The sequence below is a fragment of the Silvibacterium dinghuense genome (genome assembly GCF_004123295.1).
Lineage (GTDB): Bacteria > Acidobacteriota > Terriglobia > Terriglobales > Acidobacteriaceae > Silvibacterium > Silvibacterium dinghuense.
In genome coordinates, this window is record NZ_SDMK01000001.1 from 155,678 (window position 1) to 168,671 (window position 12,994).

The 12,994-nt window shown below is 59.3% G+C and carries 11 protein-coding genes; 6 read left to right on the top strand and 5 right to left on the bottom strand.

The window, feature by feature from the left end:
* The first annotated feature begins 265 nt into the window (after positions 1-265).
* Complete coding sequence (locus ESZ00_RS00630; protein WP_129206247.1) at positions 266-706, top strand: ATP-binding protein; 441 nt, start codon at positions 266-268, stop codon at positions 704-706.
* A gap of 13 nt (positions 707-719) precedes the next feature.
* Positions 720-1,070 carry an STAS domain-containing protein gene (locus ESZ00_RS00635; protein ID WP_129206248.1) on the top strand — a complete coding sequence of 117 codons (351 nt, stop codon included), beginning with the start codon at positions 720-722 and terminating at the stop codon, positions 1,068-1,070.
* Positions 1,071-1,252: 182 nt separating this feature from the next.
* Here the strand turns inward: ESZ00_RS00635 and ESZ00_RS00640 are convergent, their stop codons facing one another.
* From ESZ00_RS00640 to ESZ00_RS00650, 3 genes are all read right to left on the bottom strand, one after another.
* Positions 1,253-1,834, bottom strand: a complete 582-nt coding sequence (locus ESZ00_RS00640; protein WP_308419034.1) for a LemA family protein — start codon at positions 1,832-1,834, stop codon at positions 1,253-1,255.
* Between the two features lie 96 nt (positions 1,835-1,930).
* Positions 1,931-2,698 (bottom strand): TPM domain-containing protein, encoded by a 768-nt coding sequence (locus tag ESZ00_RS00645; protein ID WP_164981264.1) that lies wholly within the window; start codon positions 2,696-2,698, stop codon positions 1,931-1,933.
* A 106-nt stretch (positions 2,699-2,804) separates the two neighbouring features.
* Positions 2,805-3,491 (bottom strand): DUF4142 domain-containing protein, encoded by a 687-nt coding sequence (locus ESZ00_RS00650; protein WP_164981265.1) that lies wholly within the window; start codon positions 3,489-3,491, stop codon positions 2,805-2,807.
* Between the two features lie 187 nt (positions 3,492-3,678).
* On the opposite strand from ESZ00_RS00650, the gene ESZ00_RS00655 reads away from it, so the two are divergent.
* Both ESZ00_RS00655 and ESZ00_RS00660 read left to right on the top strand, forming a co-directional pair.
* A complete protein-coding gene (locus ESZ00_RS00655) occupies positions 3,679-4,302 on the top strand; it encodes an ABC transporter ATP-binding protein (RefSeq protein ID WP_204520139.1) in 624 nt (207 codons plus the stop codon).
* Positions 4,299-5,093, top strand: a complete 795-nt coding sequence (locus tag ESZ00_RS00660; RefSeq protein ID WP_229740860.1) for an ABC transporter permease — start codon at positions 4,299-4,301, stop codon at positions 5,091-5,093. The genes ESZ00_RS00655 and ESZ00_RS00660 overlap by 4 nt, the downstream gene beginning before the upstream one ends.
* A 1-nt stretch (position 5,094) precedes the next feature.
* Here ESZ00_RS00660 and ESZ00_RS00665 read toward each other — a convergent pair whose 3' ends face one another.
* Positions 5,095-5,718 carry a trimeric intracellular cation channel family protein gene (locus ESZ00_RS00665; protein ID WP_129206252.1) on the bottom strand — a complete coding sequence of 208 codons (624 nt, stop codon included), beginning with the start codon at positions 5,716-5,718 and terminating at the stop codon, positions 5,095-5,097.
* Between the two features lie 283 nt (positions 5,719-6,001).
* On the opposite strand from ESZ00_RS00665, the gene ESZ00_RS00670 reads away from it, so the two are divergent.
* Together ESZ00_RS00670 and ESZ00_RS00675 are read left to right on the top strand one after the other, a co-directional pair.
* Entirely contained in the window at positions 6,002-8,473 is a 2,472-nt protein-coding gene (locus tag ESZ00_RS00670; RefSeq protein ID WP_164981266.1) for a TonB-dependent receptor plug domain-containing protein, read from the top strand.
* 519 nt (positions 8,474-8,992) lie between these two features.
* Positions 8,993-11,722, top strand: a complete 2,730-nt coding sequence (locus tag ESZ00_RS00675; protein WP_129206254.1) for a carboxypeptidase regulatory-like domain-containing protein — start codon at positions 8,993-8,995, stop codon at positions 11,720-11,722.
* Between the two features lie 67 nt (positions 11,723-11,789).
* Here the strand turns inward: ESZ00_RS00675 and ESZ00_RS00680 are convergent, their stop codons facing one another.
* A complete protein-coding gene (locus ESZ00_RS00680) occupies positions 11,790-12,929 on the bottom strand; it encodes a glycosyltransferase (protein ID WP_129206255.1) in 1,140 nt (379 codons plus the stop codon).
* Between the last annotated feature and the right edge of the window lie 65 nt (positions 12,930-12,994).

A 12,994-nucleotide genomic window follows, 5' to 3' on the forward strand; every position in this document is an offset into this window, starting at 1 on the left:
TGACGCGCCTGCATGCAGGGAAGCATGGCAGCTTCCACGGCAAAGACCGGGGCATACAAAATTTCAGGAATCTGCCGGAGAGCTGGCCACCCAAACACGGAGAACGACTTCTTACCCACAGCGGATGGAGAGTCCGTTTTCGGGGAGCGTAAGGCCAACGATCAGCTTTGCTTGACATTACCCGCTTCAGCAAGCAAACTGCCACGTACAGGCTGGTTGGCGAAGCCACCCACAGCACGTCATGCCGCACTGCGAGGAAGAGCATTTGACGGGACAACAGGCAGGCCGTATCACCTACACACTTGAGTCCTCGCTGGACAGCGTCAACAAGGTCGAGGAGACCGCCGAACAGCTGGCCAAGAAGGCCGGCATCGACGAAGACGAGATCTTCAAGATCACCATGGCGGTGCGTGAAGCGGCCGTCAACGCTGTACTCCATGGCAACTCCTACGATCCGGACAAGCGGATCACGGCTTCTTTTGAAAATAACGGGAAATCACTGGTCATCCGCATCACGGACCAGGGCAAGGGGCTGGACCCCGAGACGCTTCCCGATCCTCTCGCACCGGAAAACCTTCTGCGCGGTTCCGGGCGCGGTATCTTCCTCATTCGCTCTTTCATGGATGAGGTACACTTCAAGCAATTACACCCGGGCACTGAGTTGACGCTCATCAAGCATCTGGGGACGACTCAATCAGGCAGCTAAGGAGGGACTTTTCGTGAGCATGAAGGTAAGCACCCGTCAGGTAGACGGTGTAACAATTCTCGATCTCAGCGGACGCATCACCCTCGGAGAAGGCAGTGTGCAGTTGCGCGACGCTGTTCGGGATCTTCTGGCCAAGGGTTCGAAGTATATTCTGCTGAACCTCGGGGATGTGAACTACATCGACAGCTCGGGGATCGGTGAGCTGGTGAGCGCCTACACGACGGTTCGCAACCAGGGCGGCGAACTGAAGCTGCTCAACCTCACCAAGAAGGTCCACGACCTGCTTCAGATCACCAAGCTCTACACCGTGTTCGACGTAAAGGACGACGAGGCTTCGGCCATCGCTTCCTATTCGCGCTCGTAAACGCGATATAACCCACAACGCCTTACAGAAAAGCTGCCCGGAGCATGGCTCCGGGCAGCTTTTCTTGTGCCTATTGATTCATCGGGATTTGCGCCTACCCACCCAAGCAAGCCCAGCTGCGAAGCATGAAAAAGGGGCAGGGCAAACGACACCCTGCCCTTTATGCCCTACACTCTCACCTGTTAGAACTTCACCACCGGCGCGGTCTTTGAAGACTCGCTGGCTTCGAAGTACTCGTTATCCGGCTGGAAGCCGGCCATGCCCGCCCAGATGCTGTTCGGGAACTGGCGGATGAATGTGTTGTAGTCACGCAGCGTGTCGTTATAACGATGGCGCTCGACAGCGATGCGGTTCTCCGTCCCCTCGAGCTGATCCTGCAACTGCAGGAAGTTTTCGTTCGCCTTCAGGTTCGGATAGCTCTCGGAAAGCGCAAGCAGGCGGCCGAGCGCGCCGTCGAGCTGTCCGTTCGCTTTGATCTTGCCATCCGGATCGTGCGCGTTGAGCAGGGCCGAGCGCGCGCTGGCGATGTCATCAAACACCTTCTCCTCGTGCGTGGCATAGCCCTTCACGGTAGAGACGAGATTCGGAATAAGGTCGGCACGGCGCTGCAGGACGACATCGACCTGCGACCACTCTTCGTGGACCGACTCCTGCTTGGCCACCATCTGATTCTTGGCGCTCACGTAGCTGCCGAAGATCATCAGCACCACCAGGACAAGTACCACCACAATGCCAATTGCGACCCACAAACCACGACGCATCATCGTTTGATTCTCCCGGTTCGCATGAGCGAACCAACTGTGATCTTATCAATAGCCCGGAAAAACGAATGCCTCGAGCGAAAGGCTCATGACCAGCAGCTACCAGTCGCCACCCGCTCCACCGCCGCCGGTACTGCCCCCACCGAAACCGCCGAAGCCGCTGCCGCCGCCATCTCCACCACCGCCTCCCCAGCCGTCTCCGCCGCGGCCGCCGCCCCCCAGGAACATGCCAAGCAGAAAGCCGATCAGCCCCGAACCGCCGGTGCGTATCAGAAAGATGAGGACCAGAGTAATGATGATGCCAAAGATAAGCAGTTGGCCGATGCCGATGTGAGCCTGCTGCTGGCGCTGCGTCGGAGTGAGCGCAGTCAGCTTTAGGCCCGCGTCATCGGCAATGGCCTGCGCCACCTGGCCGACGCCGATCGTGAAGGCGTAATCGAAATCATTGGAGCGGAGCGCCGGGACCATCTGGCGGCCGATCTGACCCAGCTTCGCATCGGGCAAAACGCCCTCGAGGCCATAGCCGGTGGAGATGAAGCGCTTGCGATCCTTCACCGCGACAATGAAGAGCACACCGCGGTCGGTCTTCTTCCCGCCAATACCCCACGCCTGGTAAAGATCCACCGCGTATTGCTGGATCGGCTCACCATCCGTGGTGTTGATGGTAACGACGGCAATCTGCGCGTGAGCTTCGTGGTCCACCTGGCCGCAAAGCAGGTCAAGCCGGCGGATAGCTTCGGGGGACATGACATGCGCAAGATCGCTGACGTAATCGGTCGGCTTGGGAAGGCTTTGAACGGATTCAGCGGAAGCCAGCCGTGTGATGCAAACCAGCATCAGCAACAGGCCGCCGGCAACTCGGATCATTCTCGACATCGCTCCTCATTCTACCGGCTAATTCACTCCGAACCCCATCGAGACACGACAAGGGCGCCCATAATGGACGCCCTTGTCGTGTCCGATGAAAAGCCGATTACTCGCCGTTCACGACCTTTCCTTTGTCGTTGACGACGTTATGCGCCTTGCCGATCTGCTCGATCATGGCCAGGTGCTGCTGGATCATCTGGTCCCCTTGCGCTGCCAGTTGTTTCAAGGCAGGGTTCTGCGCCTGCTGGGCTTCCAGCTGAAAGTCCTGATTATCCTTCTTATGATCCTTCACCATGGCGGCGATATACGCATCGTCAAATTGCTGGCCGGAGAGCCCTTGCAGCTTCTCCATCAGTTCGCGATCCTTCTTGGATGGCTCTTTCGGCGGTTTCACTCCGAGCTGTGTAGCCACCGTTTTCATCGCATCGCCAAGTTTTGTATGGTCGGCAACCATGCGCTGGCCGAACTGCCGCACATCGCCGCTTGAACCTTTTTGTGCGGCCAATTGCCCAAGCTGCACCTCGGCCATCCCTCCCTGCAATGCGGTCTCAACAAAATCCTTGTCCTGCATGGCTCCGGCACCGTTATCGCCTGTGGCAGTATTCATCGCGTTCGCATTCGCTCCAGGCGCCATGGTTGTACTCTGCGGCTGATTCTGCGACGGTGAATTTTGCGTACCGCTGACACTTGCCTGTGCGAACAAACTGCTGCCGCCAAAAAGTAGGCCAGCAGCAAGCATCGTTATTCCGGCATAGTTCTCGATCCTGTTCCCTTTATTTCCGCTTTGACGCATCACATTTCTCCTTTCTTCGCGTTTTATTTGGAGAGGCAGATTCGAATGCAGCCATTTGCATCCATGGCAAAAGTGAGAACGGCTTCCGGTACACTCAATCCATCCTGTGGGCGACCGACTCATATTGGAATGCCGCGACCTCGGACGGGAGTTGCCTTCGTCGCCGGGAACACTGATGCCCGGGCACGTGAGTTTTTCATTGCATGAAGGCGAAGTGCTGGCCATCGTGGGGCCGAGCGGGGCCGGCAAAAGCTCGCTGCTGCGGCTTATGAACCGCCTCGATGAGCCGACCGAAGGCACAGTACTGCTCAAAGAGCGCAACACGCGCGAGATCCCGGTGAACGAGTTGCGCCGTGCCGTCGGCATGGTGATGCAGCGAGCCTGGCTCTTTCCCGGTACAGTCGCAGAAAATATCGCTTTCGGCCCGGCACAGCAGGGTATTTCTCTTCCGGCGGAAGAGATCGATACGCTGCTCGCGCATGTGGGCCTGGCAGGCTATACCAGCCGCGATGTTTCCACTCTCTCCGGCGGAGAAGCGCAGCGAGTAGCCATCACGCGGGCGCTGGCCAACCGTCCGGAGGTACTGTTGCTGGATGAGCCGACCTCGGCGCTCGACGACGCCTCACGAGAAGATGTCGAAGCCCTGCTGAGGAAGCTGATCCGCGAAGAGAAGCACAAGGACGGGCAGCGTTTAACCTGTATCTGGATCACGCACAACCGCGAGCAGGCGCGCACCATGGCCGATCGCGTGCTGGCCATGCGCGCCGGGCGCGTCGAAGCTCTGGGCACACCGGCAGAGGTGCTGCGATGATGACGCGGCTTTTCCCCGCTCTCGCACACAATCAGGTGATGCATGGAGCAGTACAGTGCCTGCTGACCGGCCTGCTGGCGCTGGGTGTCGTACTGCTACTGCGACGGCGGGTGCCGAAGCTGTTTGGCGAGGTTGCCCTTGCAGAGATACGCGGTCTCGCGCAGATCCTTGCCGTTGGCGCGATCCTTGCGCTCCTGCTGCATGGACCGCAGTGGACATCGATCTTCGTATTAGCCGGTATGGCACTGGCCGCCGCGTCCATCGTGCGCAAGCGTGCCAGGCAGATTCCTCGCATTTATTCGCTGGCGCTCGCAGGCATCACCGGCGGCGCCGGAGCTGTGCTCACGCTGCTGGTGATCCTGGGGGTGATTCCGCTGGGCATTTCGATGCTCGTACCGGTGGGCAGCATGGTGATTGCCAACACCATGAATACGCAATCGATGTTTCTCGACCGGCTGCGCGGAGAAATTGCCGCACATGTAGGTGAGATTGAGTCGGCGCTGGCGCTTGGCGCAACAGCAGAGAAAGCCATCGAACGATCCATGCAGGCCGCCTTTCGCGCCAGCCTGATCCCCTCCATCGATAACCTGCGGTCGCTGGGCATCGTATGGATTCCCGGCATGATGGCGGGCATCGTGCTTTCCGGAGCTTCACCCGTCTATGCCGCGCTGTATCAGTTCGTCGTGCTCACGACTATCCTGGCCTCCACCGGGCTCTCCTGCCTGGTGACGAGCTATCTCGTGGTGGGAAGGGTATTCTCGCGCCACGAACAGCTGCTGCTGCGCGGCTGACTTACTTCACCGTCGGCAGGCTCCAGTGCAGCCATACGCTCACCATGCGCAACAGAAAGCAGACTGTACCGCCAGCAATGGTCACAGGCGTGCGAGGCAGCTTGAGCCTGAGCCCAAGAATGACGATTCCAGCACCTGCCAGCGCGGCGGTGGCGTACACATCCGCGCGCAGAACGGTAGGAACCTCCGCAAGAAGAAGGTCGCGAATCGTCCCTCCACCAACACCGGTAACGCCACCCATGAGGATGGCGATAAAGGGATGGATCTCGTACTCCAGCGCCTTTTCTGCTCCGGCCACGGCAAAGAGGCTCAGACCAGCGGCATCCAACAGCGTGAGCAGCGATGCCGGCACCTCCTGCACCAGAGAATGGAAGAAGAAGGCCGTCGCCGCGCCGAAAAAAGCAATCGCTCCATAACGCCAGTTGCGGATCGAGTTAGGTGGAACGGCTCCGATGAGTAGGTCGCGAATGATTCCGCCACCCAGTGCTGTGACGAAGGCCAGTACCATCGCGCCGAACAGATCAAGATGGCCGTGGGCAGCCGCCATGCCTCCTTCAATCGCAAAGATGTAGGTGCCTGCAAAATCGAGGACAAGCAGCAGCGTGTCGGCCTTCGACCTGAGCATTCGGTTATGTGTCCTTTCAAAAAAAGCGGGCTCGGAGGAATTGTAACGGTGTGTAAAAGATACGAGGATTTCGAATCGGCAGGTCCCCGCAGGCGTCTAAACGGATAAGAGCAACACGGCATCGAGGCGCTGGACGCCGCTGAAAATGGAGCGCAGCGAGCACAGGCTCGGCAGAATGACAGGCACAATACAAGATTGTCCCCCGAAGAGAATGGGCTGCCCTTTCTCTCGCAGAATTGCAGGTCTGCTGCTTGCCGGCACAGCTGCTTTTGCAACACCGCAGATGAAGGCGCAGAGCCCTTCACCTCAGCAAGCTACCACTCAAAGCGCGGCAACAAGTGCCATTGCAATTACCGTGCAGGGAGAAGATCATCTGCCGATTCCGGGCGCGGCCGTCGTCGGCACGCAGAAGGGTGCGGAGGTCTGCCGCGGCATCACCGATGCCGCCGGCCATGCCAGCCTCATCTGTCCTGTCGTCCATGATTTACAGCTGCAGGTCAGCCTCGATGGCTACGTCCCGGCAACGGCTGCGGTTACGCAGGAAGAAGCAGCCAGCCATGCGGAGATCGAGATGACGCTGCTCCGCTCCCAGACTGTGCAGCAAAATGTCACCGTGCAGGCCGACTCCGAGAGTCCGCTGACGGAGACGACGAGCAGTGCAGGCCAGCTGCCTGTAGAGCAGGCGAAAGTCAGCCCGCTGCGTCCGGCGACGCTGGTGGACGCACTGCCTCTGGTGCCGGGGGTAATTCGCACCCCCGATGGGCGCACGCAGATCAATGGCGTGGATGAGAGCCACTCCGCTCTTCTGATCAATTCGGTCAATGTGAATGATCCGGCGACGGGCGACTTCGGGTTAAGCGTGCCGGTAGACAGCGTGGAGACGCTGAAAGTGCTGCAATCTCCTTATCTGGCGCAGTACGGCAGCTTTCTGACCGGCGTGGTGAATGCCGATACGAAGCGCGGCGGCGACAAGTGGGATTACGGATTGAACGATCCGCTGCCGGACTTTCGCATTCGCAGCGGCCACCTGGTAGGAGTCCGCGACGCCTCGCCACGGCTGAACTTCGGCGGACCGCTGGTGAAGAACCACCTCTATGTGGCCGAAGGCTCGGAATACCTGGTCGACAAGTCTGAAGTACGAACGCTTCCCTTTCCCGACGACGAAACACGCTTCAATGCGTTTAACTCATTCACGCAGGTCGATGCACTGATCGGCTCACGCAACACGCTCACCGGCACGCTGCACTTTGCGCCCCACTCCCTGCGATATGCCAACCTGAACTATTTCGATCCTCAACCGGTAACGCCCAATGGCGACTACCAGGAGGACTCAGGCGCGCTTACCCACCGGCTGGGTCTGGGTGGAGGCGAGCTGGTGTCGACGGTCGCCGGAATCCGCGATGCCTCGAATATCGATGGCCAGGGAACAGCAACCATGCTGCTCTCGCCAACCGGCAACTCCGGTAGCTACTTCAACCAGCAGACCCGCGAGGCCACGCGCTACCAGTGGCTGGAGACGTGGAGTCCGGCGCCGATCGAGCTGCATGGACAGCATATGCTGCAGTTCGGCACGGTGATGGGCCACGCCGAGGACGACGGCCAGGTCACGAGCCGCGATGTGGAGATTCACAACACCAGCGGCCAGCTGCTGCGCACGATCTCCTGGCAGGGCAATGGCCTCTACAGCCTGAAAGACTTCGAAGGCGCCGTCTACGGCCAGGATCACTGGATTCTCAACTCGAGGTTGGCCATCGATGCCGGTCTGCGCGCCGAGACACAGTCGCTTACCTATACCAACCGCATCGCGCCGCGAACCGGCTTCACCCTGACACCGTGGGAAAACAACCGAACGGTCATCCGAGGCGGAATCGGCGTTTTCTACGACACCGTGCCGCTCGACACCTATGCCTTTGAAAGCTATCCGGAGCAGGTAGTCACGACTTACGACGGCAACGGTAAAATCACCGATGGTCCGCGGACCTATTTAAATCTGACCAGCACCGATGCGCAGTCGAAGTTTCCGTTTCTCGATCAGGACCCGCATGCAGGAAACTTTGCCCCCTACAGCATTGCGTGGAACCTGGAAGCGGAGCACACCATTGTGCCTGCCTTCGCACTGCGGGTGCGCTATGTGAACTCGGCCGCACGGAACCAGCTGACGCTGACCCCGGAGATCACCTCCACACAGAGCGCACTGGTCCTCAACGGATCGGGAGAGCTAAATACGCACCAGACCGAATTCACCGCACGGGTAGGCGCTGAGAAAGAGCGGCAGTTCTTCTTCTCCTATGTAAGGCAGTTTGCACGGGGAGATATCTCCAACGCATCGAGCTATCTCGGCGACTTCCCTTCTCCGGTGGTGCAGCAGGAGATCGAAGCCAGCACTCCAGGCGAGGTGCCGAACCGTTTTCTTTTCTGGGGCATGTCCAAGCTGCCCTGGCGCATGCGCATTTCGCCGCACCTCGAGTACCGCAACGGCTTTACCTGGCAGCCGGTCGACGTGATGCAGAACTATATCCCCCTCGAGTCCGCTCCGCAGCCACGCTATCCACGCTATTTCTCAGCCAATGCCCGGCTCGCCAAGGACTTCGACGTAGGCTCGCATCACGCGATCCGGCTGTCGGTCACCGGCATCAACCTGACGAACCATAACAACTGGCTTCAGGTGCATAACAACATCGCCGATCCGGAGTACGGAACCTTCTTCGGAAACTACGGCCGGCATCTGCTGCTGGACTTCGATTTCCTTCACTAGTCCGCGTATCTGCCTTACTTCGCAGGGCCCTCTCGGCCATGTCCATCAGGGCCGAGAGCTCACGATGCATTCTCTCAAGTGACACAATCTGCGCTGCAAAGACGCATTCATTATTTGTTTGAGCAGAAAATCTACGTTATAGTCCAGTTACATGCGTCCATTGCTGGCACAACTGCGCTCGCGACGTTCCTGGCTTGCCTTGCTGGGAGTGTTCTGTATTGCGCTGGTGCTTGCGGCAGCCGTCGTGCAGGTGACACACAGTCACACTTCGGGGCAACCCGATCACGACTGTTCGCTCTGTATTTCAGCGCATCACGTCATCCAGGTTGCTACTTCGGTCCGGCTGAATGTGACCAGCCTGCCAGTCGGCACCCTCACCACCGAAGCACGATCGGTCCTGCCTGTCAGGCGATTCTTCGTGCAACTGGCCTCCCGGCCGCCCCCTGCAGATCAGCTTCCAGCCTGATTTCCGAGCAGGACCCAATTCACAATTCATAGCTTCCCCGGGAGGTCGTCATCATGCGCACATTCGTGCGATGCTTCGTCGTTCTACTCTCTGCACTCGTGGTGCAGGCATTTCCATATTCCCTTTTTGCTCAGTCCGCGGGCGCTTCCGGCACCGTCAATGTCTCAGTCACCGATGCCTCGGGCGCAGTCATCCCCGGCGCAACGGTCATTATCGAAAACCCGGTGAGCGGGCTCAATCGCAAGGCCACAACGGACGCGAGCGGCAACAGCCAGTTCACCAACCTGCCGTTGAACCCCTATCACCTGTCGGTGATGATGACTGGGTTTGCAGCTCAGTCGCAGGACGTGAGCGTGCGTTCGACAGTACCGCAGGCGGTGAAGATCGCACTGCAGATCGGCACGGCCTCTACAACCGTGACGGTCACCGGTAGCGATCTGATCGAGGACACCTCGAGCCTGCACACGGATCTTGACCGCGGCCTCTTCCAGAAGGTTCCGCTTGAGAGCCAGTCTTCAGGCCTGAGCTCGCTGGTCACGATGGCGACACCGGGCGTCGCTGCCGACTCCAACGGCCTCTTCCACGGCCTCGGCGATCACGCCTCGAACTCCTTCGCTGTCGATGGGCAGGACATCACCGATCAGCAGAGCAAGGTTTTCTCGAATCAGCTTCCTTCGAATGCCGTGCAGTCGATCGAGGTCATCTCCGGCGCGCCTCCGGCCGAATATGGCGACAAGACCAGCCTCATCATCAATGTCACGACGCGCTCCGGCCAGGGCATCACCCGGCCCACGGGCAGCATCACCAGCTCCTACGGGACGTTCGGAGCGACCACGGAGTCCTTCGACCTGAGCTATGGCCAGCAGAACTGGGGTAATTTCCTCGAGGCCGACGGTCTGAATACCTCGCGCTTCCTCGATCCGCCTGAGTTCAAAGTCTTCCACGATCGCGGCAACGAGGAAAACTTCTTCGACCGCATCGACCGCACGCTCAGCGCGCAGGACTCGGTTCATCTGAATCTGAACTACAGCCGTTCGTGGTTCCAGAACCCGAACTCCTACGACAACCTGAACGTGCAGAACGTGATCAGCGGCGGCGCGACCGACAACCCGGTGATCGGCACCGTGGGCGACACAGACCAGAAGTCGAAGATCGAGACCTTCAACATTGCTCCGCTCTATACGCGCGTGTTGAATGCGAACTCCGTTTTCAACTTTGGTCCTTATATCCGCAAAGACTCCTATAACTACTATCCGAGCGCAGATCCTCTGGCCGACCGTGGTCCTGCAAACCTGCAGACCTCGTCAATCGAGCAGAACCGCACCCTGACCAACGCGGGCGTGCATTCGGATATTTCCTGGACGAAGGGCATCAACACGGCGAAGGCCGGCGCGCGCTACGAGCAGACGATCCTGCGCGAGAATGACGCTTTGGGTATCGTGGACCCGACCTACAACTCCCCCTGCGTGGATGCAAACGGCAACCCGGTCGCGGGCTACTCAGCAACCAACGAATGCCCGGTGGCAGCAAACCCGGACTACATCGCGGTGCTCGGCCCCTATGACATCACGCGCGGCGGCAATTACTATCACTGGTTCGGACACACGGATGTAAAGGAACTCGCGCTCTACGTCGAGGACCAGATCAAGGCCGGAAACTGGCTCTTCAACCTGGGCATTCGTGGCGATATGTATAACGGCCTGACCAAGGCCAGCCAGGCGGAGCCGCGTCTCGGCACGGCCTATACCATCAAGCAGACGAACACGGTGTTACGTGCCTCCTATGCGCGTACCCTCGAAACCCCGTTCAACGAAAACCTGGTGCTCTCCAGTCTTGGCTGCGGCAACGATGTGCTCTCGCCGCTGCTCCTCTGCTCGTCCGGCGTCGCTACCACGATGCAGCCAGGCTACAAGAACGAGTTTCATGCCGGGTTGCAGCAGGCCTTCGGCAAGAACCTCGTCATCAGCGGCGACTATATCTGGAAATACACGCACAACGCCTTCGACTTCAGCGTGCTCGGCAATACGCCGATCACCTTCCCTATCGACTGGCATAACTCGAAGATTCCGGGCTTCGCGCTGCGCGCCGATGTGCCGGACTTCCATCACCTCTCGGCCTATGTCGTAATGTCCTCGGTCGCAGCGCGCTTCTTCCCGCCGCAGGTAGCCGGCGCAGGTGCAACCGTCGGCCAGAGCGGCTATCCCTTCCGCATCGACCATGATGAGCGGTACAACGAGACCACGCACGTCCAGTACCTGATCCCCGGCAAGCATTCGCCCTGGGTCGGTTTCAACTGGCGTTTCGACAGCGGCCTCGTCGCCGGCTCGGTGCCCTGCTACAACCCCGACTCCAACGATCCGAACACGGCCTGCGGAGACACCAGCATCACGCTGGCGGATGGGCGTCCGGGGGTCGATCTGAGCAGCCTGACCAACGATGAGGAATTCGAGGCTGGCCTGACCTGCGATGGCGTGAAGGCCACCCCGACCTCGGGCTTTACCGAGTGCGACGCTGCCGGCCTAACCTCGAAGCTGGTGAAGATTCCGGCTCCTGGCACCGGAGACAACGACAAGAATCCTCCGCGCATTGCGTCGAGAAATCTTTTCGATCTCTCCGTCGGCCAGGACAACCTCTTCAACGGCGACCGCTATAAGTGGAGCCTGAAGCTGACCGGCACCAACATCACCAACAAGTACGCGCTCTATAACTTCCTCTCAACCTTCAGCGGCACGCACTACGTAAGTCCGCGCGCGATGACGGCCGAGCTTGGCTTCCACTTCTAACCCTAATCTCCATACGAACAAAGAAGCCCCGGTCCTAGCCGGGGCTTCTGCTTTTGCTCGGGTGCAATCAGGAGGATTGAAACAGAGAGACGATCGAGGAAGGCAGCCGTTGCGAGTTATAGCGTTGCTCGAAACAGCGCCGAGCAGCAGCACGCATGGCATCTTTCTGTGAAACAGGCATGTTTTCCCACTGCTCGATCATGCGCCGGGTTCCGTCGAGCGTGTCCGGCTCGACGATCGCAGCGCCATCGCTCTTGACCTCGGCATGGATATTCACCTGATCGGAGATCAGCACCGGAAGCCTGCAGGCCAGAGCTTCTGCAACCGAAATGCCGAAGTTCTCCTGGTGCGAAGGCAGAATAAAGGCATCGGCACAGAAATATGCGCCCCACTTCGTATCTCCGCTGAGCATTCCCGGCCAGTGGATGCGGTCTGCCACTCCAAGCTCGACAGCGCGGGCTTCGAGTTGCGCCTTCCATCCTGTCTGATCAGGACCAGCTATTACCAGGTGAAGATCGGCCGCAGCAGCCGCGGCAAAGGCTTCGATCAGCAGATCGCATCCCTTCTTCGGATGAATGCGGCCCAGAAAAAGCAGGAACCTCTTTTCTTCCATCTGCGGGCAAAGCTCAAGGAAAGCACGCCGATACAGAGCCGTGTCTTTACCAGGTCCAGGAGTGCCGTACGGAACGACCATGCCTTCGGCGCGATACGGCCACATGCTCTTCGCGGCAAGATGCATCTCAGCCTCCGAGGTAAAAAGCACACGGTGAGCATCGCGGATGAGCTTGTATTCGTTGAAGAGCCAGTAAGGCCACTTCTTCGCAAACTTGGTGAGATACGGCTTATTGAAATAAGGATCAAGCATGCCATGCATAAAAACGGCATACCTCTGGCGTCCGTGGAGAGCCAGCCACGCCGCGCGGCCGTGATATTGCCAGAGCCCATTCACCACCACGCCATCGAAACGTGAAGCGTTCTCGCGCAACCAGGGCAATAGCGTTGGCGAATAGCCATAGGTATTCTTTCTCGGACCATGCGCCGAGACCGGGAACGGCAACTCGCGGAGAAACTCCGCCCGCGGATCGTCCAGTGTCGCCACTTCGACATCGTGGCCCTCGCGGAGATAGCCCGCAGCAAGACGGCGCAGCCCCTCCGGCGGTCCACCGTACGCGAGATCGAGAGACGGGATGATATGCAGGATGCGCATGCGATTTGCGGCTACCTGCCCATTAAAGCATGCAAGCCGCCATACTGTTGCCGCATAGAGAGGCC